24 protein-coding genes are annotated in these 26,200 nt (G+C 66.9%); 8 read left to right on the top strand and 16 right to left on the bottom strand.

Annotation, left to right across the window (positions count from 1 at the left end):
* Positions 1 to 150: 150 nt before the first annotated feature.
* On the bottom strand, positions 151 to 1,680 hold the full coding sequence (gene xseA / locus AC1DRP_RS09780; protein WP_476768398.1) for an exodeoxyribonuclease VII large subunit: 1,530 nt from the start codon (positions 1,678 to 1,680) through the stop codon (positions 151 to 153).
* 92 nt (positions 1,681 to 1,772) lie between these two features.
* On the opposite strand from xseA, the gene purD reads away from it, so the two are divergent.
* The 3 genes from purD to AC1DRP_RS09765 all read left to right on the top strand — a co-directional run bounded on the left by purD (position 1,773) and on the right by AC1DRP_RS09765 (position 4,941).
* Positions 1,773 to 3,053: a phosphoribosylamine--glycine ligase gene (gene purD, locus AC1DRP_RS09775; protein ID WP_441506132.1), complete on the top strand. Its 1,281-nt coding sequence runs from the start codon at positions 1,773 to 1,775 to the stop codon at positions 3,051 to 3,053.
* A 76-nt stretch (positions 3,054 to 3,129) separates the two neighbouring features.
* Positions 3,130 to 4,044, top strand: coding sequence for an alpha/beta fold hydrolase (locus tag AC1DRP_RS09770; protein ID WP_441506131.1), 915 nt, complete (start codon positions 3,130 to 3,132; stop codon positions 4,042 to 4,044).
* A gap of 27 nt (positions 4,045 to 4,071) precedes the next feature.
* Complete coding sequence (locus AC1DRP_RS09765; RefSeq protein ID WP_441506130.1) at positions 4,072 to 4,941, top strand: patatin-like phospholipase family protein; 870 nt, start codon at positions 4,072 to 4,074, stop codon at positions 4,939 to 4,941.
* Here the strand turns inward: AC1DRP_RS09765 and AC1DRP_RS09760 are convergent.
* A complete protein-coding gene (locus AC1DRP_RS09760) occupies positions 4,904 to 5,647 on the bottom strand; it encodes an ArsR/SmtB family transcription factor (protein WP_441506129.1) in 744 nt (247 codons plus the stop codon). The genes AC1DRP_RS09765 and AC1DRP_RS09760 overlap by 38 nt on opposite strands.
* A gap of 106 nt (positions 5,648 to 5,753) precedes the next feature.
* Between AC1DRP_RS09760 and AC1DRP_RS09755 the strand changes: the two genes are divergently transcribed.
* Complete coding sequence (locus tag AC1DRP_RS09755) at positions 5,754 to 6,497, top strand: sulfite exporter TauE/SafE family protein (RefSeq protein WP_441506128.1); 744 nt, start codon at positions 5,754 to 5,756, stop codon at positions 6,495 to 6,497.
* A 51-nt stretch (positions 6,498 to 6,548) separates the two neighbouring features.
* Here the strand turns inward: AC1DRP_RS09755 and AC1DRP_RS09750 are convergent, their stop codons facing one another.
* Positions 6,549 to 7,703, bottom strand: a complete 1,155-nt coding sequence (locus tag AC1DRP_RS09750; RefSeq protein WP_476768397.1) for an oxidoreductase — start codon at positions 7,701 to 7,703, stop codon at positions 6,549 to 6,551.
* Between the two features lies 1 nt (position 7,704).
* Positions 7,705 to 8,100, bottom strand: a complete 396-nt coding sequence (locus tag AC1DRP_RS09745) for a RidA family protein (RefSeq protein ID WP_476768396.1) — start codon at positions 8,098 to 8,100, stop codon at positions 7,705 to 7,707.
* Between the two features lie 195 nt (positions 8,101 to 8,295).
* Here AC1DRP_RS09745 and gcvA point away from each other — a divergent pair, with 195 nt between their 5' ends.
* A complete protein-coding gene (gene gcvA / locus AC1DRP_RS09740) occupies positions 8,296 to 9,174 on the top strand; it encodes a transcriptional regulator GcvA (RefSeq protein WP_441506126.1) in 879 nt (292 codons plus the stop codon).
* Between the two features lies 1 nt (position 9,175).
* Here gcvA and AC1DRP_RS09735 read toward each other — a convergent pair whose 3' ends face one another.
* Entirely contained in the window at positions 9,176 to 9,403 is a 228-nt protein-coding gene (locus AC1DRP_RS09735; protein ID WP_441488871.1) for a DUF4287 domain-containing protein, read from the bottom strand.
* A 92-nt stretch (positions 9,404 to 9,495) separates the two neighbouring features.
* A complete protein-coding gene (locus AC1DRP_RS09730) occupies positions 9,496 to 9,924 on the bottom strand; it encodes a nucleoside deaminase (protein ID WP_441489224.1) in 429 nt (142 codons plus the stop codon).
* 103 nt (positions 9,925 to 10,027) lie between these two features.
* On the opposite strand from AC1DRP_RS09730, the gene AC1DRP_RS09725 reads away from it, so the two are divergent.
* Positions 10,028 to 12,391 carry a pseudouridine synthase gene (locus AC1DRP_RS09725; protein WP_476768395.1) on the top strand — a complete coding sequence of 788 codons (2,364 nt, stop codon included), beginning with the start codon at positions 10,028 to 10,030 and terminating at the stop codon, positions 12,389 to 12,391.
* A 12-nt stretch (positions 12,392 to 12,403) separates the two neighbouring features.
* Complete coding sequence (locus AC1DRP_RS09720) at positions 12,404 to 12,964, top strand: RsmD family RNA methyltransferase (protein WP_441488869.1); 561 nt, start codon at positions 12,404 to 12,406, stop codon at positions 12,962 to 12,964.
* A gap of 5 nt (positions 12,965 to 12,969) precedes the next feature.
* Here AC1DRP_RS09720 and mutL read toward each other — a convergent pair whose 3' ends face one another.
* From mutL to AC1DRP_RS09675, 9 genes are all read right to left on the bottom strand, one after another.
* Positions 12,970 to 14,775, bottom strand: coding sequence for a DNA mismatch repair endonuclease MutL (gene mutL / locus AC1DRP_RS09715; RefSeq protein WP_476768394.1), 1,806 nt, complete (start codon positions 14,773 to 14,775; stop codon positions 12,970 to 12,972).
* A 43-nt stretch (positions 14,776 to 14,818) separates the two neighbouring features.
* A complete protein-coding gene (locus AC1DRP_RS09710; protein WP_441506123.1) occupies positions 14,819 to 16,141 on the bottom strand; it encodes a glucose-6-phosphate isomerase in 1,323 nt (440 codons plus the stop codon).
* Positions 16,142 to 16,191: 50 nt separating this feature from the next.
* Positions 16,192 to 17,487, bottom strand: coding sequence for a M16 family metallopeptidase (locus AC1DRP_RS09705; protein ID WP_476768393.1), 1,296 nt, complete (start codon positions 17,485 to 17,487; stop codon positions 16,192 to 16,194).
* A 58-nt stretch (positions 17,488 to 17,545) separates the two neighbouring features.
* Entirely contained in the window at positions 17,546 to 18,838 is a 1,293-nt protein-coding gene (locus tag AC1DRP_RS09700) for a M16 family metallopeptidase (RefSeq protein WP_441488865.1), read from the bottom strand.
* 101 nt (positions 18,839 to 18,939) lie between these two features.
* Positions 18,940 to 19,599 (bottom strand): hypothetical protein, encoded by a 660-nt coding sequence (locus AC1DRP_RS09695; protein WP_441488864.1) that lies wholly within the window; start codon positions 19,597 to 19,599, stop codon positions 18,940 to 18,942.
* 86 nt (positions 19,600 to 19,685) lie between these two features.
* Positions 19,686 to 20,174: a signal peptidase II gene (lspA, locus tag AC1DRP_RS09690; RefSeq protein ID WP_441488863.1), complete on the bottom strand. Its 489-nt coding sequence runs from the start codon at positions 20,172 to 20,174 to the stop codon at positions 19,686 to 19,688.
* A complete protein-coding gene (ileS, locus tag AC1DRP_RS09685; protein ID WP_441506121.1) occupies positions 20,171 to 23,170 on the bottom strand; it encodes an isoleucine--tRNA ligase in 3,000 nt (999 codons plus the stop codon). The genes lspA and ileS overlap by 4 nt, the downstream gene beginning before the upstream one ends.
* A 206-nt stretch (positions 23,171 to 23,376) precedes the next feature.
* A complete protein-coding gene (gene ribF / locus AC1DRP_RS09680; RefSeq protein WP_476768399.1) occupies positions 23,377 to 24,063 on the bottom strand; it encodes a riboflavin biosynthesis protein RibF in 687 nt (228 codons plus the stop codon).
* A 112-nt stretch (positions 24,064 to 24,175) separates the two neighbouring features.
* Positions 24,176 to 24,619 carry a MaoC family dehydratase gene (locus tag AC1DRP_RS09675; RefSeq protein ID WP_441506119.1) on the bottom strand — a complete coding sequence of 148 codons (444 nt, stop codon included), beginning with the start codon at positions 24,617 to 24,619 and terminating at the stop codon, positions 24,176 to 24,178.
* 254 nt (positions 24,620 to 24,873) lie between these two features.
* Between AC1DRP_RS09675 and AC1DRP_RS09670 the strand changes: the two genes are divergently transcribed.
* A complete protein-coding gene (locus AC1DRP_RS09670) occupies positions 24,874 to 25,257 on the top strand; it encodes a response regulator (protein ID WP_043231142.1) in 384 nt (127 codons plus the stop codon).
* A gap of 13 nt (positions 25,258 to 25,270) precedes the next feature.
* On the opposite strand, the gene AC1DRP_RS09665 is transcribed toward AC1DRP_RS09670, so the two are convergent.
* Positions 25,271 to 26,140, bottom strand: a complete 870-nt coding sequence (locus AC1DRP_RS09665) for a TIGR01459 family HAD-type hydrolase (protein WP_441488860.1) — start codon at positions 26,138 to 26,140, stop codon at positions 25,271 to 25,273.
* Positions 26,141 to 26,200: the final 60 nt, after the last annotated feature.

Below are 26,200 nucleotides of genomic sequence, written 5' to 3'. Positions count from 1 at the left end.
AAGGGCCCGGCTGCTCTCTTTCGACCCTTGGAGCTCGGCTCGAACACGCGCCGTCGTGCGGGCGCTGCCATGAAGAACGCTTCCCATAATGCATCCTCCTCCTGACGACTCAGGATCGATGATGCACCATCAGATTTCGGGACTACACACCTAGAAGAGGTCGCCCTGCCCGCTGCGCGGAACGTCCCGGCGCGGCGCACGAGCCGGCCGTGGCGACAGCCCTTCCCCGCCCGCGGTGACGGTGACATCGAAGCTGCCGTCGCTGACCTGAACGCTGAGCGCCAGGCCGGGCTTTGCCTGCTCCACGCCGCGAACGAGCGCTCCCGAACCATCGCGCACCAGCGCATAGCCACGCGCCAGAACAGCCTGGGGGCCCAGCGAGCGGACCAGGCTCCAGGCCGATTCGAGCCTGTCGCGACGGCGCCCCAGACCCTGGACAAAGGCGCGGCTCGCCCTCAGCGACAGCTCGTCGGTGCGCTCATGCGCCCGTTGGAGGCGCAGCCGTTCTGCCCTGAGCAAAGCATCCCGCCCAGCCCGCAGGCGGCTTGAGAGCCCATCAAGCCTTGCCACATAGGTCGCGAGCCGGACTGATGGAGATTGCCGCACGAGCCTCTGCGACAAAGCTGCAAGCCGTTGCTCGTAAGCCCGCGCGTTGCGCGCCAATGCCGGAGCAAGACGCGCCGCGGCCAGATCGAGCCGCTGCCGCGGGCCGGAAAGGACAGCCTCCGGCCCCGGCAAGGCCCGMGCAAGCGCACGCAGATCGCTGCGACGGCGATCCGAGAGACGGCGCATCGCCCCCGCCTGCCGACGGGAGAGATCGGCGATCAGCGCCATCAGATCGGCGCGGACCGGCACGACCTTCTCGGCGGCGCCGGTCGGAGTCGGCGCACGCAGGTCGGCGGCGTGGTCGATCAGGGTCCAGTCGGTTTCGTGGCCGACTGCCGAGACGAGCGGGATCAGCGAGGCGGCAGCGGCGCGCACCACGACCTCCTCGTTGAAGCCCATCAGATCCTCGAGCGAACCGCCACCGCGCGCGACGATGATCACGTCGGGGCGCGGGATTCGTCCGCCTTCCGGCAATGCGTTGAAACCRGCAATGGCGGCCGCCACCTCGGCCGCACTGGTCTCGCCCTGGACGCGGACCGGCCAGACCAGGACATGGCGAGGAAAGCGGTCCTCGAGACGGTGCAGGATGTCGCGGATGACAGCACCGGTCGGCGAGGTCACCACGCCGACGACGCGCGGCAGATAGGGAATGAGCTGCTTGCGCCCCTCGTCGAACAGGCCTTCGGCAGCGAGCCTCTTGCGACGCTCCTCAAGCAACGCCATCAGCGCGCCGACACCGGCCGGCTCGAGCGAATCGATGACGATCTGGTAGCTCGATTTGCCGGGGAAGGTGGTGATCTTGCCGGTGGCGATGACCTCCAGCCCTTCCTGAGGCYGTGTCTTCAACCGCCCGAAGACGCCCTTCCAGATCACCGCGTCGATCTTGGCGTTCTGGTCCTTCAGCGAGAAATAGACATGGCCCGAGGCGACCGGGCCGCGATAGCCCGAAATCTCGCCACGCACCCTGACAAAGCCGAAGGCGTCCTCCAGCGTACGTTTGAGCGCACCAGACAGGTCGGAAACCGACCATTCCGGCGCATTGGAGGGCTTGGTGTCGGGCGATTCGATATCCATTGCGCGACCATAACGGTCGCAGCGACGGAGCAGAAGCGTTGCCCCGCGCCGCTGCGAAGGCTATTGCGCGCGGAGCAAGCGGAGACGGCGCGATGAACATCCTTCTGATCGGTTCCGGCGGACGCGAACATGCGCTCGCCTGGGCGATATCCGGCTCGCCGCTCTGCGACCGGCTCCTTGTCGCACCCGGCAATCCCGGCACCGCGCAATGCGGCGAGAACGTCGCGCTCGACATCGCCGATCACGCCGCAGTCGTCGCCTTCTGCAAGCGGGAGAAGGTCGACCTCGTCGTGGTCGGGCCGGAAGGGCCGCTCGTCGCCGGCATCGCCGATGATCTCGTCGCGGCCGGCATCAAGACCTTCGGCCCCTCGAAGACGGCAGCCCAGCTCGAGGGCTCGAAAGGCTTCACCAAGGAACTCTGTGCCGAGTTCAACATCCCGACGGCCGCCTTCGGACGCTTCGGGGATGCAGCATCGGCCAAGGCCTATGTCAGGGCTCAGGGCGCSCCGATMGTGATCAAGGCCGAYGGSCTSGCCGCCGGCAAGGGCGTGGTGATGGCACAGACCCTCGACGAGGCCGATGCCGCCATCGAGATGATGTTCTCGGGCGGCTTCGGCGCAGCAGGCGCCGAGGTGGTGATCGAGGAATGGATGATCGGCGAGGAGGCGAGTTTCTTCGCACTCTGCGACGGTAGCCATGCCCTGCCGCTTGCCTCGGCTCAGGACCATAAGCGCGTCGGCGACGGCGACACCGGMCCGAATACCGGCGGCATGGGCGCCTATTCGCCCGCCCCGGTGATGACCAAGGCCCTGGAAGACCGGGTCATGGCGGAGATCATCGCACCGACGCTCGCGGGAATGCAGAAGCGGGGCGCACCGTTCAAGGGCGTGCTTTTCGCCGGATTGATGATCACGGCGCAGGGGCCGAAGCTGATCGAGTACAATGTCCGCTTCGGCGACCCGGAATGCGAGGTGCTGATGCCGCGCCTGAAGAGCGATATCGTGCCGGCCTTCCTCGCCGCCTGCGACGGTGTGCTCAGCTCGTTCGACCTGCGCTGGCTGGACGAAGCCGCGCTGACCGTCGTTCTGGCGGCGCGGGGTTATCCCGCCACGCCCGAGAAGGGCAGCATCATTCGCGGCATCGAGAAGGCCGAGGCTATGGACAATGTCCTCGTCTTCCATGCCGGGACGAAGCAGTCCGGGACCGACATCGTTGCCGATGGTGGTCGCGTGCTCAATGTCGTTGGCCTCGGCAAGACTGTCAGCGAGGCCCAGCAACGCGCCTATGCCGCCGTCGACGCGATCGACTGGCCGGAGGGGTTCTGCCGCCGCGACATCGGATGGCAGGCGGTCAAACGGGAGCAGGAAGGCTGAACATCCGCGCTCGTCGGGGGTTAGGATTTCAGCCAGACTGATATCAGGCCAGCGGTTACGCCAGGAGCGCTCCTCCATGAGCAATCTCGATTCACTCTTTCCCGGCTTCACAGCCCATTGGGTCGACGGGCCCGTCGGCAAGATCTTTGCGCGTTCCGGCGGTGAAGGGCCGCCGCTCGTGCTCATTCACGGTTTCCCGCAGACCCACGCCGAATGGCACAAGATCGCGCCCGAACTGGCGAAGACCCATCGTGTCGTCTGCCTGGACTTGCGCGGCTATGGCTGGTCGGCGGCTCCCCATGGCGATGGCGGCAAGGAGACCTACACCAAGCGCGCCATGGGCGAGGACGTCGTCGCCGTCATGGAAGCGCTCGGCCATATCCGCTTTGCCGTGATCGGCCATGACCGCGGCGCGCGTGTCGCCTATCGCCTCGCTCTCGACCATCCCGGCAGGGTCGAGCGGCTTGCCGTGCTCGACATCCTGCCGACGCTCTCGATGTGGGACGGCATGGACGCCGCCCGCGCCATGCAGGTCTATCACTGGACCTTCCTGGCCCAGCCCGAACCCGTGCCGGAAAACCTGATCAAGGCCAATCCCCAGGCCTGGCTCGATCATACGATCGCGAGCTGGACACGGGCCAAGGCGCTCGACGTATTCAACCCGCTCGCGCTCCGATCCTATGGGGAATCATTCGACGACCCGCATCGCATCCATGCGGCCTGCGAGGACTATCGCGCTGGCGCCACCACGGATCTCGCCCAGGACAGGGCCGATCTCGCGGCGGGAAAGACCATCCTCTGCCCGGTGCTGGCACTCTGGGGCGAAGCCGGAATACCCGCCAAGGGCGAAAGCCCGCTCGCGATCTGGCGCTCGACCTTCGCGCCCAAGGCCGAGGGGAAAGCGATCATCAGCGGCCATTTCCTGCCGGAGGAAAACCCTGCAGCAACGCTGGAGGCCTTGAAGCCGTTCCTTGCTGGCTCGGTTGCCTGAGCAGGGTTCAGGCCGCAGCATCGCACCATGCCAAGCTTCACGACGCCTGCCGAGCAACGATCCGACAGCGCCGAGCCCAGGCTCGCGCTCGTGCTGGGGGCCGGAGGGGCACGGGGCCTGAGCCATATCGCGGTACTGGAGGCGCTGGACGAACTCGGCGTGAGGCCCGGCCTCATCGTCGGTTGCTCGATCGGGGCGATCATCGGCGCGGCCTATGCGGCCGGCCTCTCTGGCAGCGAGCTGCGGGAGCATGTGTCACTGACATTCCGTGACCGGGCCAAGGTGATCGCGCGGCTGCTCGACGCCCGCGTCGGCAAATTCACCGATCTCATGCGCGGGCTCGGCAATCCCGTGCTGATCGACGGCGAGCGGCTGCTCGACCTGTTCTGGCCGCAAGCCGTGCCCGACCGGTTCGAGGAGCTCAGATTTCCCTTCGCCGCGATTGCGACCGACTACCATCTCCATGCAGAGGTCTCGTTGACGAGCGGGCCGCTGACGCCGGCCGTCGCCGCCTCGCTGGCTATTCCGGGTCTCGTACGCCCGGTGGTGCTCGGCGGCCGCGTGCTGATCGATGGCGGAGCGATCAACCCCCTGCCCTATGACAGGTTGCTGGCGCCGGGGCGCATCGTCATGGCGGTCGACACCAGCGCGCCGGCAACGATCAGCGACACGCGCGTGCCCGAGCCGCTCGAAGCGATGGTCGGCGTCTCGCAAATCCTGACGCGCACCATCGTACAGCGCATGATCGAGCGCCACCCGCCAGATATCCTGATCAGGGCCGGCATCGACGGCTATGGCGGGCTCGACTTCTTCCGGGCGCAAGCCATCCTCGACGCCTCCGAGCCGCTCAAGGACGAGGTCAAGCGAAGGCTGTCTCAGGCACTCCGGCAGGGCTGAGCGCCTCCGGTTCGTCGCAGCGAAAACCCGGCAATACCGAGATCAACGCGTCACGCCCCTCATCGGTCAGGATTACGGCACGACTGTCCTTCTTGCGCAGGACCCAGCCCGTCTCGAAGCAGCGGCATGCGAGGGCTGCGGCCAGGCTTCCCGCCAGATGCGGACGGCGCTCGCTCCAGTCGAGGCATGGCCGCAACGACGCGCGCCGGCTCCTGGCCGCCTGAGCGATGTCGATGCCGAGCGCCGCGAAAACGCCTTCCCCCGATGTCGCCAGGCCGTAGCCGCCATCGGCAACCGTCAGGTGCCCGCCCGCGACCAGCGCATCATGCAGGCCGATGCCGAGGCGCCCGGCGAAATGATCGTAGCAGGTGCGGGCCCGGCTGAGGTCGGCGCCGACCCGGGACGGCAAGCGGCGACTGGAGGACTGGCTTCCGGCGAGGACCATCAGCCCTTCGAGCGCCGTGGCGACCTCAGGCCCGGCGAGCCTGTAATAGCGGTGGCGCCCCTGGACGGCGACCGCGAGCAGGCCGCCCGCCATCAGGCGGGCGAGATGGCCGCTCGCCGTCTGCGGCGCGACGCCGGCAATATAGGCGAGTTCCTTGGCGGTCAGCGCGCGCCCGTCCATCAGGGCGTGCAGCATGTTGGCGCGGGCTGGATCCCCCATCAGATGGGCGATCTCGGCGAGATAGGGGCCATGCGTGCTCATGCAGCCATCTTGCTCCCTTGCTCAGCCGAGGCAACCTGGAACAGTACGCTCCCCACCGTAGCGTTCGGGCGCGACAGTCCGCATCGACACTGCCACAAACAGCCTCATGGAAAACGCAGATCTCATCCTCTTCATCGCCGCCACCTTTCTTCTGGCCGGCTTYGTCAAGGGCGTCATAGGGCTCGGCCTCCCGACCATCGCAGTCGGCATCCTCGGCGTGGTGATGGCACCGGCGCAGGCCGCGGCGTTGCTCGTCGTGCCCAATATCGTCACCAACAGCTGGCAGGTCGCAACCGGCCCGGGGCTGAAGGCGATCATGATCAGGCTCTGGCCGATGCTTGCCGGCATCTGCGCGGGGACTTGGGCGGGCGCCGGGTTGCTGCAACAGAGCAAGGGCGGCTCGGCCACCTTCTGGCTCGGCTGTGCGCTGGTGCTCTATGCACTGGTCGGGYTGAAGGCGGCGAAGCTGCGCGTCCCTTCCAGTGCTGAGGGTTGGCTCGGCCCCGTCATCGGCATCACGACGGGCATCGCCACCGCTGCGACCGGTGTCTTCGTATTGCCGGCCGTGCCCTATCTGCAGGCGCTCGGCCTGGACAAGGACGAGCTGGTGCAGGCGCTGGGCGTCTCCTTCATCACTTCGACGCTGGCCTTGTCGGTCGGCCTGATCGGAGCAGGCGCCCTGGATGTCGGCGTGGCGCAATCCTCGCTGCTGGCGCTGCTGCCTGCGCTTGCCGGCATGTCGGTCGGCCAGGCGATCCGCACGCGCATCTCCGCGGCCACCTTCAAGCTCAGCTTCTTCGCGGGGCTGCTGATGCTGGGATGCTATCTGGTGATCAGGACGCTCGCCTGAACGTCCTGCCAGCACCTTGGGGGTACGGCGCCAATTCGTTTGGGCGCGCCCTCAGCTTGCAAAGTCGAGCAGCGCTGAACGGCGCCGTTCGGCGTTCGCCAGATCCGCGATCGGCGACAGGATGCATTTGTCGAACGGCTCCAGCGCCCGCCCCTCGCGGAAACGCGTCGGCCAGTCGGCATGGGTCAGCGCGCCACGCCCGAGCGACACGAAGTCCGCCTCGTCGCCCTCGATCATGGCCGCAGCACGTTGCGGATCGTGCAGCGACCCATTCGCCAGAACCGGAAGCCGGGCATGCATCCGCGCCAAGGCCGCCAGACTTGGCCCGGTATCGCCGAAGGCCGGGCGCCACCCCTCGAATTCGGTCGTATGGATGTAGTCGAGGGGAAGCGTGCCCAATGCGCTGAACACCATCTCCGCTTCGCGGACACCTCCGACCCATTTGTGGAGGAAGTCATTCACCTTGGCCTGCGAGATTCGCATGCCGACGACATGATCCGCTCCCACGGCCGAGCGAACGGCTTCGGCAACTTCGACGAGGAGCTKAAGGCGGCCCGCAATGCTCCCGCCATAGCGATCCTGGCGTCGATTGATGCCCTCGGTCAGGAACTGGTCGAGGAGGTAGCCGTTGGCTCCGTGGATCTCGACACCGTCGAAGCCAGTCTCCCTTGCGAGCGCGGCCGCGCTGGCAAAGCCTGCCACCGCTTCACCGAGATCCACCTCCGACATCGCACGAGGAATGCGGTAGGGGCCATTGCCGCGATAGAACGCCATTTGCTCGCCCTTGGGACGCAGGGCGGAAGGGCCGATGCTATGGTCCCGATGGATGTTGCCTTGCGCCAGGGCTCCGGCGTGCATCAGCTGCGCAACAATCCGCCCGCCTGCGTCATGAACCGTGCTGACGACCTGTCGCCACGCCTCGACCTGTTCGGCATCAGCGAGGCCGGGCTGGTACTGGTAGCCCTGCGAGAATGCCTTGTCGGTGTAGATGCCCTCCGTCACGATCAGGCCGAAGCCGCCTTCCGCGAATGAACGGTAATAGGCGGCCATACCTTCGGTGGCACGGCCATCGACGGTTGCACTCACGCGCGTCATGGGCGCAACGACAAGCCGGTTGGATAGAGCGAGCCTGCCGATCCGGACGGGGGAGAAGAGACTCTCCTCCGCCCTCTGGCGAGGCAGGCCGGAAGCGGGGTTGCCAGTCATCTTACCGGCCCTCCCCTGGCACTGCCGCAATCGCCTCGATCTCGATCATCACCCTGGAATCGTAGAGGCCCTTGACCTCAGCGATCGTGTCGGCGGGATAAGGCGCGCTCCAGAACCTGCGGCGAAGCTCGACCACGTCCTTGAACTGAGCCTGCATGTCGGTGACGAAAATCGTCACCTTGACGACATCCTTCAGGCTGGCACCGCCCGCTTCGAGGRCACGCCGCAAATTGGAGAAGGCCTGCTCGCCCTGGGCTAGGAATCCGCCCTCCACGACCTTGCCCTCGTCATCATAGCCGGCCTGGCCCGATACGAAGAGAAGGTTGCCGACCTTGATGGCCTGCGACAACAGATACGGCTCGTAGGGGTCGGGCCGCGTGACAACTTGCTCGAACATCTTTTCATCTCATCTGTGAATGGACTGGCCGCGTCGCGAGATGAATTTCATTCATCCAATCGGTGTGCCCGTCCGGCGATGAGATGAATGTGTGCGTTCACGCCCAGGACAACAAACGCGAAATCCTCACTCGATAACTGAATCAAACTCACTCATAATCAGGCAAGTTGTGAGCTCAATCATTGGACCTCCGTGATGCGACGCCTGCCGCCCTTATCCTCGCTGCGGGCATTCGAAGCTGCGGCGCGTCATGGCAGCTTCAAACGAGCCGCCTCCGAGCTGCTGGTCACGGCCACTGCGGTCAGCCACCAGATCCGGACGCTCGAGGAGCACCTCGATGTGCGCCTGTTCGACCGCCAGACGCGGCGTGTCAGTCTGACCGAACAAGGCCGGGCGCTCTATCTCGTGCTGCGCGATGGCTTCGACGCCTTCGCCGCAGCGATCGAGCGCATTCGGTCAGAGCGGAAACGGCCGGTCATCACGATCTCGGCGACCGTAGCCTTCTCTGCGAAATGGCTGGTGCCGCGCGTCGCCGGCTTCCAGAAAGCCCACCCCGGCGTCGATCTGCGGCTGCACGCATCAGACGATGTTGTCGATCTGCACTCGGGCCAGGTCGACCTGGCGATCCGATATGGCCATGGCAGCTATCCCAATCTCGACGCGCGCCAACTCATCGCAGACCGGTTCGCCCCGGTGGTCAATCCGGTGCTGGACGTCCACCAGCCCGCCGATCTCGCGAAGGTGCCGCTCATCCATTTCGAATGGCGCAGCGCAGATCCCGATCATCCGACCTGGCCGATCTGGTTCGAGCGGACAGATATGCGGCCCGATGCGAAATCGGCCTTGCGCTTCACCGATGAAAGCCAGGCGATCCAGGCTGCAGTCGCCGGCCAGGGAGCGGCGCTGCTCAGCCTGGCGCTCGTGAGGGAGGAACTCGATGCAGGCCGGCTCATCCAGCCATTCGGCCCAACGCTACAGGGACTGACGTATTCCGTGGTGACCCTGCCGAGCCGCTCCAAGGAGGCGCTTGTGCACGCGGTTCGCGACTGGCTGATTGCGGAAGCAGCGCGTTAGCTCAATCACCCGGCTTCTTCTTGCCCGTGAGCAGGGCATAGATCGCCATGGCGTGGCCATGGCCGAGATCGAAATCCGATTTCAGCCAATCCACGACCTGCCCTGCCTTGACGCCCGGCCTGAGCCTGCCCGCTTCCGAGAGGCCCTTCGCGTCGGCAAGCGCCTGCAGCTCCTCAGGCCCCTTGCCGGTTTTCTGCTTGATGGTGTCGAGATAGGCCTGAAAGGACATTGCGCCTCGCGATGTTCATTTGTCGGGAGCGGAACCGTAGCGACGCTGGATGCATCCGCAATCCCCAGGGCGGGACGAGCGCATAATCCCCCCTAACGCCGCGCCTTGAAGAACCCGCGCAACAGATCCGCCGCCTCGCTTTCAGCGATGCCGCCATAGACATCCGGCGCATGGTGGCATGTCGGGCTGGCATAAAGCCTGACACCGTTCTCGACCGCGCCTCCCTTGGGATCGGAGGCGCCGAAATAGAGCCGCCTGATCCGGGCGAAGGAAATCGCGGCAGCGCACATCGGGCAGGGTTCGAGCGTGACGTAGAGATCGCAGCCGATCAGCCGTTCGCTGCCGATTTCTTCGCAGGCGCGCCGCAAGGCCAGCATCTCGGCGTGTGCGGTCGGATCCTTCAGCTCGAGCGTGCGGTTGCCGGCACTGGCCAGGATGGTTCCGTCCCTGACGACCACGGCTCCGACCGGCACCTCGCCCCTGGCACCTGCCGCCCGGGCCTCCGCGAGGGCGAGATCCATCCCCTCCAGCTCGGCACGCTTCGATTGCAGCATGAAACCTCTGCTTTGGCGCTCGCGAGGCATGATACGCTCTGCTACAAGCGCCGGCTGTGCAGGAGCGATGATGAGCGACGACAACAACCAGAAAAGCCGTGGTCCACGCAAGGGCGGTGGAGCTGGCGGCAAAGGCGGCGGGTTTGGCGGAGGCGACGGCAAAGGCCGTGGCCCGTCACGCGGCCGCCCACCTTCGGGCGGAGATCGCCCGCCATTCCGTGGCCGTTCGGGCGATGACAGGCCGCGCCGCGATGCCGGGAGCGAGGGCGAACGCCCCGCCCGTCGCTTCGACAGGCCCGCAGGCCAGCGTGACGGCGCACCGCGCCCGCCGCGCGAGGGCGGCGAACGGCCGTTCCGCAGCAGGACCGAGGGCGAACGCGCTCCGTTTCGTGCGCGTTCGGGAGATGATCGCCCTTCGCACAGGACATCCGAAGGCGGCGAACGCCCCGCCCGGCGCTTCGACAAGCCGGCCGGCCGACGCGACGACGCCCCGCGCCCGCCGCGCGAGGGCGGCGAAAGACCGTTCCGCAGCAGGACCGAAGGCGAACGCGCCCCGTTTCGTGGTCGCTCGGGAGATGATCGCCCTTCCCACAGGACATCCGAAGGCGGCGAACGCCCCGCCCGGCGCTTCGACAAGCCGGCTGGCCGACGCGACGACGCCCCGCGCCCACCGCGCGAGGGTGGTGAAAGGCCGTTCCGAGCCCGCTCCGAGGGCGAGCGCAGCACGAGCCGTCCGCCCCGCGAAGGTGCGGCCCCCCGCGGCAGGAGCTTCGGCGACCGGGATGCTGGCGCACCGCGCTTCGACAGGCCACGCGCCGAGCGGCACGACCGTCCGCGCGKCGACGACCGGGTTCATCGTCCGCGCCGCGAGGATGCCGAGCCCCAGGCACCGGGCGCAGTCCTCCTGCCCTCGATCGAGCCGGAGCGCATCGCCAAGGTGATGGCGCGCGCCGGCGTCGCCTCGCGCCGCGATTGCGAGGCGATGATCGCCGAAGGCCGCGTCAGCGTGAACGGCAAGGTGATCGAAAGCCCGGCACTCGATGTCGGACCGAGCGACGTGATCCTCGTCGATGGCGAGCCATTGCCGGCGCGCGAGCGCACTCGGCTCTGGCTCTATCACAAGCCGCGCGGGCTGGTGACGACGAACCATGATCCCGAAGGCCGCCCGACCGTATTCGAGGCCCTGCCCGAGGACCTGCCGCGCGTTCTCTCGATCGGCCGCCTCGACATCAACACCGAGGGGTTGCTGCTGCTGACCAATGACGGCGGACTGGCACGCGTGCTCGAGCTGCCGGAAACCGGCTGGCTCCGGCGCTATCGTGTGCGCGCCTTCGGCAGCATCACGCAGGACAAGCTCGACACACTGCGCGATGGCGTCACCATCGACGGCATCAGCTACGGGCCCGTCCTGGCACGTTTCGAACGCGAGCAGGGCTCGAACACCTGGCTCGTGGTCGACCTGAGAGAGGGCAAGAACCGCGAGGTCAAGACCGTCCTCGAGCATCTCGGCCTTGCCGTGAACCGGCTGATCCGGGTCTCCTTCGGGCCGTTCCAGCTCGGCGATCTGCCGGAGGGTGAGATCGACGAGATCCGCTCCCGCGTGATCAAGGACCAGCTCGGCGAAGAGCTAATGGCCAAGGCCGGCGTCGATTTCGAGGCACCGCGCCGCGATGAGCTGCCGGCGGCGCCCAAGCGCGCGCCTGCGGGCGAGGATCGCCCGCGCCGCCGCGAGGGTGGCGAGGAGCGTGGGGCGCGCGGCAGTGGACGTCCGGTTTCGCAGGACACCCGCAGCGAGAAGCCTTGGAAGCGCACCGTCTGGCGCGATGAGGAGGCCGAGCCGCAACGTGAGCGCCGCTCGGCCCCAAGGCGTGGCGCCGATCCGAAGGAGGCGCGGCAGGCCCGCGAGGCGACCGGCCAGATCGAACGCAAACGCGACAAGGCGATTGCCGATCCGAAGGGACGCCGCGTGCTGGTCGAGCGCGTCAGCGCGCCGGCACGAGAAGAAGCGCCCGCCCGCCCGGCTCGTGCCGAGCGTACCGGGCCGGGAGCCCGCGGAGCGCGCCCGCAGGAGCGCGGCGCGTCACCTCGCGGCCTTGGTGACCGGCCTCAGCGCCGTCCACGCGATGAGGGGGCCGGCGGACAGGATCGCAGCGACGAGCGTCCATGGCAGGAGCGCGCGCCACGCGGCGAACGCCCTGAGCGCGCCCCTCGTGAGGGACGCGAGCGACCCGCCCGACCTTTTGCCGAGCGTCAGGGCGATGACCGTCCGCGCGGTCGCAGCTTCGGCGACAGGCCAAGCGGCGGCAGACCGTCCGGCGACCGCCCGCACGGGCGCGGCGCTGGCGGCAAGCCCGGCGGCGGACGTCCCTTTGGCGGCAAGCCCGGCGGCAAGGGACCGCGTCCCGGTGGCGGCGGCCGCGGCAAGCGTGACTGAGAGTAGCGCCTGATGAGAATCGTCGGCGGCCGCTTCGGCGGCCGGCCCCTGGCCGGCCCCAAGCCGGGTATCGGCACGATCCGCCCGACCTCCGACCGGTTGCGCGAATCGCTCTTCAACGTGCTCGCCCATGCCTATGACGACGTGGTCGAGGGCGCGCGCGTGCTCGATCTCTTCGCCGGAACCGGCGCGATGGCGTTCGAAGCGCTCTCGCGCGGTGCCGGCTTTGCACTGCTGGTCGATGACGGCACCGAGGCACGCGGCCTGATCCGCGAGAACCAGATGACGCTCGGGCTCGCCGGCCTGAGCCGTATCTTCCGCCGCGATGCGACCAAGCTCGGCCCGATCGGGCCGATGGCGCCTTTCCAGCTCGTCTTTTGCGATCCGCCCTATCGCAAGAATCTTGGCGAGAAGGCGCTCATCTCGGCACGCGATGGCGGCTGGCTGGCCGCTGGTGCGCTGATCGTGCTTGAGGAAGCGGCGGGGGTCGAGATCGCCCTGCCCGGCGACTTCGAGGAGCTGGAGCGACGCGACTATGGTGAAACCCAGGTCTGGATCCTGCGGGCGCCCTGAGGGCTTCACCGCCGCCCGAACAGCTTCTCGATATCGTTCAGCTTGAGCTCGACATAGGTCGGGCGGCCATGGTTGCACTGGCCGGAATTGGGCGTGACTTCCATCTCGCGCAGGAGCGCATCCATCTCCTCGGGCCGCAGGCGCCGGCCGGCACGCACCGAGTTGTGGCAGGCCATCGTCGCCAGCACATGGTCGAGGCGCCGTTCGAGCGACCCTGAATCGCCATGCTCGGCGAGCGTATCGGCGACGTCGCGAACTAGCTTCTGCAGATTGCCGCCAGCCAACGCGCTCGGCGCCTCGCGCACCAGCACGGCACCGGATCCAAAGGATTCGATGGTCAGGCCGAGCGAAGCAAGGTCACCGGCGACAGCGATCAGGCGGTCGGCGTCGACCGGATCGAGCTCGACCACTTCCGGCAGCAGCAGAGCCTGGCGGGCAATACCCGTCCTGGCCCTCTCGGCCTTCAGCCGTTCATAGACCAACCGCTCATGCGCCGCGTGCTGGTCGACGATGACCATGCCGTCACGTGTCTGGGCGAGGATATAGGTTTCATGGACCTGCGCCCGCGCGGCGCCAAGCGGGCGGTCGAGGGCATCCTGCGCCGGCTCGGCGACATGGGCTCGCGCATCGGCCGATGGCGTCACGAAACCCGTGAAATCGGCCTGCCGCGCCTCGCCGAACCCGGCCGATGGCGACGCCCAGGCAGGTGCGGACGGCAGCATTGGACGCTGCACTGACGGCTGCTGCCCGGCCCCAGAGAAGACCGCGCGGAAGGCTTCCAGCGTCCGGGCGCCACCTGTCGTCGTGGCGCGGTGCCCGGCCTCGGCCAAGGCGGCCTTCAGGCCGGATACCACGAGGCCGCGGACCAGGGCCGGATCGCGGAAGCGGACTTCGCTCTTGGCCGGATGGACGTTGACGTCGACGAAGCGCGGATCGCAGATCACATCGAGAAACAGCATCGGGTGCCGGTCGGAGGGCACCACATCGGCATAGGCGCCGCGCACCGCCGACAGCAGCAGCTTGTCCCGCACCGGCCGGCCATTGACCGCCAGATGCACGCCGGCCGAGGTCCCTCGATGGAAGGTGGGCAGCCCGGCGAAACCGATGACCCGAATGCCCTCGCGCGCCACGTCGAGCCGCAGCGCATTCTCGGGAAAATCACGGCCGAGCGCCCGCGACAACCGGCGCAGCAGCCCTTCCTCGCCGATCGCCTCGGCTGGCCAGTCGAAGCCGGTGACATGGTCACCTTCGAGGGAGAAGCGGATGGTCGGATGGGCGATGGCATGTCGCCGCAACATCTCGGAGACGGCCTGCGCCTCCGCCCGATCGCTCTTCAGGAACTTGAGGCGGGCCGGGGTGAAGATGAACAGATCGCTGACCTCGATGCGCGTGCCGGGCGCAGCAGCGGCCGGACGAACCACGCCCTTCTCACCGGCCTCGACGACGAGGCCGTGGCCCTGCGAAGCCTCGCGTTGGCGCGTGGTGATCGCAAGCCGCGCCACCGAGCCGATCGACGGCAGCGCCTCGCCGCGGAAACCGAGAGACTGGATCGCGAAGAGATCGCCATCCGGCAGCTTCGAGGTGGCGTKGCGCTCGACCGACAGCGCCAGATCCTCGGGCGACATGCCGGAGCCGTCATCGACGACGCGGATCAGCTCGCGGCCGCCGGCCGCAATGGTCACGGCGATCGCGCGCGCACCGGCATCGATGGCGTTCTCGACCAACTCCTTCACGGCAGCAGCCGGCCGTTCGATCACCTCGCCGGCGGCGATGCGATCGACCAGGATGGGATCGAGACGGCGAACGGTCATGCTGAGCCCGGCAAAAAGGGAGCGAGCGCGGAAACCCGAATCGTCAGCCGCGCCCTTCGGCAAGATAGCGCTTGGCGAGGAGTTTCGCCTCTTCGACCGCCGGCTGATCGAACGGATCGACGCCCATGGCGTAGCCCGTCAGGATCGTTTCCAGCATGAAGTGCATCAGGATCTCGCCATGCACCGTCTCGTCGACATGATCGACATGGAGGCGGCGCACCGCGCGGCCGTTCTTGGCGAAGGTATCGATCATGGCGACGCCCTGCGCCGCGACGAGATCGCCGATCGTCTTGCCGGCGAAACCGTCCTCGCCGATCTTCTTCGCCAGAGCAGCATCGATCCCCGGGCCCCTGCCCTTGGTGCTGAGGGTCAGAACGGTGAAGAACTTGTCCTTCGGCCCGGCGAGATAGAGTTGCTGCTGCGAATGCTGGTCGACGGGCCCGAGCGCCGCGACCGGCTGGGTGCCCTGTCCGTCCTTGCCGAGGCTCTCGGCCCAGAGCTGGACCCACCAGCGCGTCAACAGGGCGAGCTTGTCGGCATAGGGCATCAGCACTGCGATGCCCTTGCCAGAGCGCATGGCGGCGAGGTGCAGGGCCGCACCCAGCGCAGCCGGGACCTCGCGGACGCCCTTGCCCGCCAGCAGGGGAGCAAGTGCCTTTGCCGCACCGTTGCGCAGGGCTTCGATATCGAGGCCGAGGATCGCGGCCGGCAGCAGACCGCAATTGGTCAGGACCGAGTAGCGCCCACCCACGCCGGTATGATGGTCGAGGAAGGGCGTACCGAACGGCTCCAGCAGGGCACGCAGCGGGTGCAGCTTGCCGGGCTTGGCCGGCTCGGAGAGCCCCTGGAAGTGCCGGCCAATCTCACCATCGGGGATACCGGCGGCGCGCAGCGCGGTGATCGCCGCGATGCTCTGCAGCAGGGTTTCTCCGGTGCCGCCTGATTTGGAGATGGCCACGAACCTGGTCGACTTGAGCGGCAGTTTCGTGAGCAGGGAGGCAAATGTCTCAGGATCGAGATTGTCGATGAAATGCACGCGCGGCGTGGGCGCGAAGCTCGACAGGCCGGCAATGCCGGAGCCGGCGAGCTGGGCCAGCGTCTGGCCACCGAGGCTGGAGCCGCCCGTGCCGAGGATCAGGATATCGGTCGCGCCTTCGCGCAGGCGTTTTGCGGCAGCATGGACCGGTGCCAGATCGGCCGTATCGGCCGGCAATCCCAGCAGGGGCAGCGACTTCGCGTCCGCCTCGCCCTTCAGCCGCGCCAGCGCGGGCGCGAGAGCGGCCAATGCCTTCTCGAAGGCAGCATCGGGGATGCCACCGGCGCCGACACCGGATTCGAGCGCGAGGTCGAAGCTTTGCTGCAGCATGGCCTGGTATCCGTATGGGGTCGGTGGAAAAGCGGGTGGGCGGCGCGCCGTCAAACGAGGCCGACCGGCCGGCCGACGGCCTGCACCAGCAGGCGCGGGTCGCCGAAGAGCCGTTGCGCAACGCGCTTGATGTCGGCGAGCGTCACGGCGGCGAAGAGCTGGTTGCGCTCGGCGAGGAATTCCGGGCCGAAGCCGTTCACCGCCAGGCCCAGCAGCTCGGCAGCGATCTTCGGCGAGGTATCGAAGCGCAGGGGATACGAGCCGATGATGTAGCGCTTGGCCTCTTCGACCTCGTGCTCGGTCGGCCCCTCGGAGGCAAGCTTCATCATCTCCTCGCGAATGACGGCAAGCGATTCGGCCGCGCGATCGTTGCGCGTCGCAGTGCCGCCGACCAGCATCGCGCTCTCGCGCAGCGGCAGCAGGCTCGACGACACGCCATAGGCAAGGCCGCGCTTCTCGCGCACTTCAAGGAACAGGCGCGAGGTGAAAGCGGAGCCACCCAGGATATGGTTCAACACGCTGGCGGTGATGAAATCCGGATCGCGGCGCATCAGGCCCGGGCCGACGAAGCGCAGCACGGTCTGCGGCACATCGAGATCGATGACATGCGTCTCGCCAAGCCCCTGCACGGGAACGGGGTCGGTCGGGACCGGTCGARCCGTGCCGATCGGGAGCGCGGCAAAGAGCTGATCGAGCCGCTGCGCCAGTTCTTCCGCCGTGATGTCACCGACCACGACGATCTTGAGGCCGGCGCGGGTCAGCAACTCGCGCGAGAGCGCCTTCAATCCGGCGGGCTCCGTGCGCGAGACGCTGTCGATATCGCCCTTCTCCGGACGGCCATAGGCGTGACCGGGATAGGCCGCCGCATAGAGTGCATTGCGGCAGAGCGTCTCCGGATTCTGCGCCTGACGCTGCAGGCCAGCGACGACCTGCGACTTCACGCGCTCCACGGCATCAGCATCGAAGCGCGGCGCGTTCAGCGCCAAAGCCAGCAGCGAGAACGCCTCGTCGCGATGGCGCGACAGGGTCTGCAAATGGCCGTGGAAATCGTCGCGACGGGCATCGAAGCCGAGGCTGATGGCGTGGTCGGCAAGCCGGCCGTGGAACGCTTCCGCGTCGAGATCGCCGGCCCCCTCATCGAGCAGACCCGAGACGAGGTAGGCGCTGCCGGCGGCATTGTCGGGATCGCGTGTCGCACCACCGTCGAAGGCGAAATCGATCGCGATCAACGGCAGGCTGTGCTCCTCGACCAGCCAGGCCTCGATACCGGAGGTCGAGCGGACCTGCTGGACCGCCACCGAGGGGCCGGCAAGCGTGGAACCCGGGGTGGGGATGGGCGCGTTCATGTCGCTTCCTGACGGTGGGACGATGTCATCCCACCCGCATGAGAAAGGGGGCGCGGACTCAAGCTGCCGGCAAGAGCAGCCCGGTGACCGAACGGTCGGGCCGCAGATAGCGGCGCGCGGCCTCGATGACGGCCTCGCGCGTCACGGCTTCGATCCGTTCCGGCCAGGCCAGGACGTCCTCGACGGTTTCKCCGACGGCCAGCGAGGCACCGAAGATACGAGCGAGCGAAGATTGGCTGTCCCGGGCGAAGATGGTCTCCGCCACCAGCCGCGTGCGGGCGCGGCTCAACTCGATCTCGCTCGGCCCATCGGCAAGGAAGGTCGCGAGCGCCGCATCCAGGCCAGCTTCGAGCGCAGCCATGTCGATGCCCGGGCGTGGGCTGGTCGACATCTGAAAGGCAGCGCGATCGACCATCGAGCCCATGAAATAGGCGCTGGCACCGGCCGCGAGCTCCTGCTCGACGCAAAGCTGGCGATAAAGCCGCGACGTGGTGCCGCCGCCGAGGATATCGGCCACCAGTTCGAGCGCGAATGCCTCGCTGCGATCGCCGCTGAGATAGGTCGGCGTGAGCCAGCCCCGCCGCAGGGACGGCTGGCGCACACGCGGGTCGCTGAGCGAGACCCGGCGCGCTGCGCGCGGAGCGGGCTCGGCCGGGCGCTTGCGCACCGGGGCCTGTCCACGCGGCGCGATCTGGCCATAGGTCGCCTCGGCAAGCGTGCGCACCTCGTCGAGATCGGTGTCGCCGGCGACGACCAGGATCGCGTTCTCCGGCGTGTAGAAGCGCTGATAGTAGGTGAAGGCGTCGTCGCGCGTCAGGCCCTCGATCTCGTGCTCCCAGCCGATGATCGGCGTGCCATAGGGATGATGCACGAAGAGCGCGGAAGAGAACTCCTCCCCCAGCTGTGCAGCCGGGTCGGCATCGACGCGCATGCGTCGCTCTTCGAGCACGACATCGCGCTCGGGCGCGACCACGCTCTCATCGAAGGCGAGCCCGGTCATCCGGTCCGCCTCGTAGTCCATCATGGCGCGCAGATGTTCCTTCGGCACGCGCTGGAAATAGGCGGTGTAATCGAAGGAGGTGAAGGCGTTCTCCTGGCCGCCATAGCCCGCGACGATCTTGGAGAACTCGCCGGCCGGCCAGCGCGCCGTGCCCTTGAACATCAGGTGCTCGAGAAAATGCGCGATGCCGGACTTGCCGGCCGGATCATCGGCCGAGCCGTTGCGGTACCAGACCATATGAGTGACGACCGGCGCGCGCCTGTCCGGGACGACCACGACGTCAAGCCCGTTGGCGAGCCTGAAGGCTTCGACTGGAACCGACAAGCGTGCAGTCGGAGTATGAACCGTCATTTCAGGGTGGCACCTTCGCGGCAGGAGTGACCTTCGATATAGGCGCGATTACGCGCCGCGCCAGCGCGCGGCGCTCGCCATCACGGTTTTTCAGCGAAGGGTCAGGGCGTGCTCGGCGACGGCAGACCCTGCACGAATTCCTTCTGGCCCGTGCTGTTGGTGTCTTCACGCGGCCCGCCCCGACCGGGTCCGAGCGGCGCCGTACCAGCCGGCTTGCGGTAGCCGGTCGGCGGATCGCTCAGCAAGCGGCGCTGCGGCTCCTGGCCATGAACCAGGTTCGAGGTGTCGGTGGCAGCCTGGCGCGCCGCCAATTCACGACCGGCACGGATCGGGCCAATATTCTCCTCGAAGGTCTTGCTCTGGGTTTCCGGTGGTGCCTGAACCTGTCCGCCGGTCACGCGACCGCGACGCAGTTCCTGCTGGCTGAGCAGCGGGGTCTGGTTCAGCTTGTATTTCTCGCGCTCGGTCGCCGGAATCAGGGCGTCCTTGGCGTCCGCACGGCGGGCTGCAACATCGGGATCATTCGGCCATGCAGCCGTACGCTGCGAGGCCGGATCTTGCGGACGCGGCAAGGCGGAAGACGGCGGCACCACCAGCGGCGGGCGCTGGCGATACTCGATATCGGGCCCCTCCCCCGGCATCAGTCCAAAGGTCCGCATGGCGTTCTGGAAAAACATGCCTTCCTGAGCCGAGGCGGGAAGCGCGGCCGCGATCATGCTCCCAGCGAGCAGGATGCGGATTGCGCGAGCGCGATTGGCCATCTCAAAACCTCCGTGAAGGAACCTGCGTTCCTGTCCGTGTTTCGCCGTGTTGCACCAAGGGAAGGGCAAAAGCATGGCGACGCGCCTCAAGCCTGTGCAGACTTTGAGGCGTCAGGGCGGAAGGACTCATACAGGAGACCGAGCACACCGACAACGATAGCCGCATCGGCAATGTTGAAGATGTACCAACTGAAGCTGCCATAATGCAGGTGAACGAAGTCGACGACGGCACCGTACACAGCCCGGTCGACGCCGTTACCAAGCGCGCCGCCGACGATGAGTGCGAGACTTGCGACCGTCAGCCGGTCCGTTGCCCGCCACATCCAGCGGCTAAGCCAGATCGCCGCGACGACGGAAAGCAGCACCAGCAGCCAGGGCCCGAGATTCCCCTCCTGCTGGAACAGCCCATAGGAAATGCCGCGGTTCCAGGCCAGCACGATGGTCATGAAGGACGTTAGGTCATAGGGACCGGTTTCACCGAGATGCAAACCGAAGACCAGCCAGAGCTTCAACGCCTGGTCCAGCACGAAGACCAGCGCGACGATCCAGATCCCGAAGCGGCGCAGCGACGTCATCGCCCGGCCGCCTTGCCGAGCTCCCGCAAGGCCCTGGCGTCGCGCGGAGTGACATCGGGATGGTCGCGCTCGGCGGTCGCCGAATCGAAATACTTCCAGGAACGGGCGCATTTCACGCCGCTGGCCCGGACCGGGACGACCGCGACGCCGGGCACCTCCGGAAGCCGGAAGCCATCCTCGGGCCCCTCGCCCGCAACAATCTTGACACCCGACGTGATGCAGATCTCGGCGAGATCGACCCCCGACAGCGCCGCCAGCAGGTCGGGATCGGCGATGTGAACCTCCGGCGCGGCTTCGAGCGACGAGCCGATGCGCTTGGCCGCACGTTCCAGTTCGAGTGCGCCGGTGACGACACGCCGAACGCGGCGGATCTTGCTCCAGCGCTCGGCCAGCTCCGGATCGAGCCAGCTCTGCGGAGCCTCGGCAAAGGCTTCGAGATGCACGGAGCCACCCAGCGCCTTCTGCTCCGGATAACGCTCGAGCCAGGCTTCCTCGGTGGTGAAGACCAGGATCGGCGCCAGCCAGGTTGCGAGACAGCGCAGGAGATGGTCGACCACTGTCAGCGCACTCTTGCGGACATGGCTCGAGAGCGGGTCGCAATAGAGCGCGTCCTTGCGGACGTCGAAATAGAAGGCGGACAGCTCCGTGTTCATGAACTGCGAGAGCAGCGTCACGACCCGCTTGTAATCATAGGTCCGATAGGCCTCCTCGACCTGCGGCCCGAGCTCCGCAAGGCGGTGCAGCATCAAACGCTCGAGCTCGGGCATCGACGCAGGCGAGGCGACGCGGATGTCCTCGCTGAAATGCGCGAGCGTGCCGAGCATCCAGCGCATGGTGTTGCGCAGCTTGCGGTAGGTCTCGACGAAGGTCTTGAGGATTTCCTTGCCGATGCGCAGATCGTCGGAATAGTCCGCCGCCGCGACCCAGAGGCGCAGGATGTCGGCGCCGGATTCCTTGATGACGTCCTGCGGCGCCGTGACATTGCCCTTCGACTTCGACATCTTCTCGCCCTTCTCGTCGAGACAGAAGCCGTGGGTCAGCACGATGTCATAGGGCGCCCGGCCGCGCGTGCCGCAGCTTTCGAGCAGGCTAGAATGGAACCAGCCGCGGTGCTGGTCAGACCCTTCCAGATACATCACCCGGTCATTGCCGCCCTCGCCGCGCCGGCGAGCCCGCAGGTCCGGCCGCTTCTCCAGCGTGAAGGCGTGGGTCGAGCCTGAATCAAACCAGACATCGAGCACGTCGGTGACGCGCTCATACATCTGCGGCTCGTAGCCGAAGGGCTTCAGGAAGCGCGCGCCGTCGACATCGGTGAACCAGGCATCGGCCCCCTCGCTCTCGAAGGCATCGGCGATGGCAGCGTTGACCCTCGGATCGACGAGGATCGTGCCGCTGTCCTTCTCGACGAAGACGGTGATCGGCACGCCCCAGGCGCGCTGGCGCGAGACAACCCAGTCAGGGCGGTTGGCGATCATGCCGGTGATGCGGTTCTCGCCAGCCGCGGGAACCCATTCGGTTTCCTTGATCGCCCTCAGAGCGCGGTTGCGCAACGTATCGACATTGCCACCCGGCGTGGACGGGACATCGGGGCCACCCAGCGCTTCGCCGAGCGGCTTGTCCATGGCGATGAACCATTGCGGCGTGTTGCGGAAGATGACCGGCTTCTTCGAGCGCCAGCTATGCGGGTACTGATGCTTCAACCGGCCGCGCGCGATGATGGTGCCGCTCGCCGCCAGCGCCTTGATCACGGCGTCGTTGGCGTCGCCCTTCTCGCCCTTGTCGGTGATGACCTGCCGGCCCTCGAAGCCCGGCGCATCCTTGGTGAAGCGACCATCGGCATCCACGGTGTAGGGGATATGCGTATCGATTCCGCGCTCGGCGAGCTTGCGGCCACTCGCCATCCAGATATCGAAATCCTCGCGACCATGGCCGGGAGCGGTGTGGACGAAGCCCGTACCGGCATCGTCGGTGACATGGTCACCGTCGAGCAACGGCACATCGAAATCGTAGCCGTGGCCGCGCAGCGGATGGGCGGCGGTCAGGCCATTCAGCTCGGCGGCATCGACATCGCGCACCAGTTCGAAGGCGTCGACCTTGGCCGCCTTGAACACGCTCTCGGCGAGAGCCTTCGCCAGCACATAGGTCGCGCCGACCTTCGCCCAGTTGCCCTCGGCCGCCGCGGTCACCCGATAGAGCCCATAGGCGATCTTGTGGTGGAAGGAGATCGCCCTGTTGCCTGGGATCGTCCAGGGGGTCGTCGTCCAGATCACGACCGAGGCGCCGGCCAGAGCATCCGCTCCCGACGCGACGGGAAAGGCCACGAACACCGTATCGCTCGTATGCTCCTCGTACTCGACCTCCGCCTCGGCCAGCGCGGTCTTCTCGACCACCGACCACATCACCGGCTTGGAGCCGCGATAGAGCTGGCCCGTTTCGGCGAACTTCATGATCTCGCGGGCGATCTGCGCCTCGGCCGGGAACGCCATGGTCAGGTAGGGATCGGCCCAGTCGCCCTCGACACCGAGGCGTTTGAACTCCTCGCGCTGAACGTTGACCCAGTGCTCGGCAAAGGCACGGCATTCCTTGCGGAATTCAACGACCGGCACATCGTCCTTGTTCAGGCCCTTGGCCCGGTATTGCTCCTCGATCTTCCACTCGATCGGCAGGCCGTGACAATCCCAGCCCGGGACATAGTTGGCATCATGGCCGAGCATCTGCTGCGAGCGGACGACGAGGTCCTTCAGCACCTTGTTGAGCGCATGGCCGATATGGAGATGGCCGTTCGCATAGGGCGGGCCATCATGCAGGATGAACCGGTCGCGGCCCTTCGCGCTCTCGCGCAGCTTGCGATAGAGCTCGATCGTCTGCCAGCGGGCGAGCAGTTCCGGCTCGCGTTGCGGCAAGCCGGCGCGCATCGGGAATTCGGTCTGAGGCAGGAACAGCGTCTGCGAATAATCAACGCTTTTCGATGGGGCGGAATTGGATTGGTCGTTCATGATCCGGCTCGGGCAGCTGGACTGGCGGGCCATGCATGGCTGGCGCGTCACCGGTCCTTAAGGACAAGGGAAAGCGGCGGTCATCCCGGCTTGCGCGGACGCCTGCGATCAGCGCAGGGCAGCGTCAGCCGGGCCCGTAATTCGCCGGAGCAATTCTATGATCTGGGCGCAATGAGCGAGCATGAACGGCTTCTAACAGGGGCAGGTTAAGGAAGGAAGGGCGGTGTTTGCGCCAGAATGGCGCGGGCCCGGGCACTGTCCTTGTCCATCTGCATGATGAGGGCTTCGAGCGAGTCGAATTTTTCCTCGCCCCGCAGCCAGGCGATCAGTGCGACATCGACGATCTTGCCATAGAGATCGCCTGCGAAATCGAAGAGGAAGGTCTCGAGCCGCGGCGCACCGTCATCGAAGGTCGGGCGACTGCCGAAGCTCGCCACGCCGTCGCGCCAGATGCCGTCGACCTTCATCCTGACGGCATAGATGCCGAATTTCAGGCGGCAATCACGGGCGAGATGCATGTTGGCGGTGGGGTAACCGAGGTCGCGCCCACGCTTGTCGCCATGGGCGATCTCGCCGCGCACGAACCAGGGCCGCCCAAGGAACTCCGCTGCGCGGCCGACATCTCCGGCTTCCAGCGCGGTGCGGATCAAGGTCGAGGAGACCGGCTCCCCCGCCCAGGAATAGGGCGGGACCACCGTGACCGGGACACCGCGCGCGCCCGCCCTCGCCTGCAGCATCTCGGGCGAGCCGGCGCGGCCCTTGCCGAAATGGAAGTCGTAGCCGCAGACGAGCCCCCCGACGCCGAGCCGCTCGAGCAGCAGGTCATCGACGAAACTCTCGGCGCTCACGGCCGCAATGGCGCGATCGAAGGGCAACACGAAGCTTTGCTTCAGCCGGACGGGTCATGGCACGAAGGGTTCCGCCTCGGCGGGGCACGCCCGCGCGCGGCAGTCAATGGCGGTTCAGGCCAGCAGCGTCAAGGACACCGGACGCAAGCCCCCTGCTTCAGCCCTTTGGCTTTGCCGGCGGCAAGGCGACCCAGGCCTCTCCCTCGAGCACGGCCTTGCCGTCGACGACACAGTCGCAGAACAGGCGCGCGCGCCGACGCTCGGCAACGAGTTCGACCACTTCGACCCGCGCCGTGACGACATCTCCGATCTTGACTGGAGCGAGGAAGGTGAGCGTCTGCGACAGGTAGACGGCGCCCGGCCCTGGCAATTTCGTGCCGAGCAGCGCGGACACGAGGCTCGCGGTCAGCATCCCGTGCGCGATGCGCTGGCCGAACTTCGTGCCCGCCGCGTAGCGCTCGCAAAGATGGATCGGATTGGCGTCCCCCGAGAGATCGGCGAAGAGCGAGACATCCCGCTCCATCACCGTGCGCATCAGGCTTTCGCTTTGGCCGATCGCGAGGTCTTCGAAAGCATGAACCTGATAGGAGACTGCGTTCATTGGTCCGGCTGCCGATGCAATTTCGATGCGCCGCCCTTGTTGCGGCGCAACATAGAATGCCACAGCCCCGGCGCCTCGGCCATGCGACTTTGGTGCCGCGGCCGGAGCGATACTTCCCGTACGTCAGTTTTCGTTCAAATTAACCGCTTCGAAACGCCAGTGCCCTATCACTCCCGGCATGGTCGCCACTCACTGAAGGCGGTCCGCGCKCGGGTATTGCCCCGCGCTGCAGTCGTTACGCTTGGAGCACCAGAATGGCTCTCGATCCGTCCATGCCCATCCTCGTGGTCGACGACTACCAGACGATGGTCCGGATCATTCGGAACCTGCTCAAGCAGCTCGGATTCGAGAATGTCGACGATGCGTCGGACGGCTCGACCGCCATCGCCAAGATGCGCGACAAGAAATACGGCCTCGTCATCTCCGACTGGAACATGGAGCCGATGACCGGCTTCGAGCTGCTCCAGCGCGTGCGCGAGGAAGATGCCCTCGCGACGACGCCGTTCATCATGGTCACGGCCGAATCCAAGACCGAGAACGTCATCGCCGCCAAGAAGGCCGGCGTGAACAACTATATCGTCAAGCCGTTCAACGCCCAGACCCTGAAGGTCAAGATGGAAGCGGTCTGCCACGCCTGAGCGTGGCCGAACGTCACCAGACGAGCTGCGGAATCGCGTAATCCGGGCGGGCATGCTGCCCTGCGAACCAGCCGTGGCGCTCTTCCCACGATTTCTCGACAAGATCCTGGGCGTGAATGCCCGCCAGCACCATGACGCTCGCCGCGCCGAAGGCGTTCGCCCCGGCGATGTCGGTTCGAATGGCATCACCAATTGCGCAAATCCGGTCTGGCGGAACGGGCTTGCCACGCCGCGCTTCGGCGATATGCAGCGCCATTTCGTAGATCGGGCGATGCGGCTTGCCGGCATAGATCACCCTGCCGCCGATCTGCTCGTACGCCAGCGCGAGCGAGCCGGCGCAGGGCACGATCTTGCCACCGCGATCGACCACCAGATCGGGATTGGCGCAGATCATCACGAGATCCCGTGCGACGAGATCGGCAAAGAGGCCGGCATAGGTCTCGGCCGTCTCGGTCTCGTCGTCGAACAATCCCGTGCAGAGCACGTAGCGCGCGTCCGCGGGTGAGACGCGCGGCGCATCCAGCCCGGCGATCAGGGGCAGGTCGCGGTCAGGGCCGAGCATGAAGACCGGCTCGCCGGACCGTTCCTCGATCAGCGCCCGGCAGACATCGCCGGAGGTCACGATCGCATCATAGGCAGCCTCCGGCACGGCAAAACGCGCGAGCTGGACCTCGATTTCACGGCGGGGACGGGGAGCGTTGGTCACCAGCACGACGGAAACACCGCGTTCCCGCATCGCAACCAGCGCATCRCAGGCGTCCTGATGAGCTGCCACGCCGTTGTGAACGACACCCCAGATATCGCACAGGCAGAGATCGAACCGGTCGGTGATTTCCGAGAATCCGCTCAATGCGACGGTGGGCGCGGTCTTGGCAGGCTGCAAAGCGGTCAACTCCCCTGAAACCAGTTGGGCTATGCGGCGCGACGGCAGCGCGGCACGGTG

This window comes from Allobosea sp. 01N443 (assembly GCF_056399325.1).
The sequence above is the reverse complement of the archived record's forward strand: the minus strand, read 5'-3'. Positions and strand labels throughout refer to the sequence as shown.

Coding starts and splice junctions, on each gene's coding strand:
- AC1DRP_RS09695 (WP_441488864.1), bottom strand. CDS start 19,599: ATGGCCAATCGCGCTCGCGCAATCCGCATCCTGCTCGCTGGGAGCATG.
- AC1DRP_RS09770 (WP_441506131.1), top strand. CDS start 3,130: ATGAGCAATCTCGATTCACTCTTTCCCGGCTTCACAGCCCATTGGGTC.
- gcvA (WP_441506126.1), top strand. CDS start 8,296: ATGCGACGCCTGCCGCCCTTATCCTCGCTGCGGGCATTCGAAGCTGCG.
- ileS (WP_441506121.1), bottom strand. CDS start 23,170: ATGAACGACCAATCCAATTCCGCCCCATCGAAAAGCGTTGATTATTCG.
- AC1DRP_RS09730 (WP_441489224.1), bottom strand. CDS start 9,924: ATGGATCTCGCCCTCGCGGAGGCCCGGGCGGCAGGTGCCAGGGGCGAG.
- AC1DRP_RS09735 (WP_441488871.1), bottom strand. CDS start 9,403: ATGTCCTTTCAGGCCTATCTCGACACCATCAAGCAGAAAACCGGCAAG.
- AC1DRP_RS09710 (WP_441506123.1), bottom strand. CDS start 16,141: ATGCTGCAGCAAAGCTTCGACCTCGCGCTCGAATCCGGTGTCGGCGCC.
- AC1DRP_RS09675 (WP_441506119.1), bottom strand. CDS start 24,619: ATGAACGCAGTCTCCTATCAGGTTCATGCTTTCGAAGACCTCGCGATC.
- AC1DRP_RS09720 (WP_441488869.1), top strand. CDS start 12,404: ATGAGAATCGTCGGCGGCCGCTTCGGCGGCCGGCCCCTGGCCGGCCCC.
- AC1DRP_RS09670 (WP_043231142.1), top strand. CDS start 24,874: ATGGCTCTCGATCCGTCCATGCCCATCCTCGTGGTCGACGACTACCAG.
- lspA (WP_441488863.1), bottom strand. CDS start 20,174: ATGACGTCGCTGCGCCGCTTCGGGATCTGGATCGTCGCGCTGGTCTTC.
- AC1DRP_RS09765 (WP_441506130.1), top strand. CDS start 4,072: ATGCCAAGCTTCACGACGCCTGCCGAGCAACGATCCGACAGCGCCGAG.
- AC1DRP_RS09760 (WP_441506129.1), bottom strand. CDS start 5,647: ATGAGCACGCATGGCCCCTATCTCGCCGAGATCGCCCATCTGATGGGG.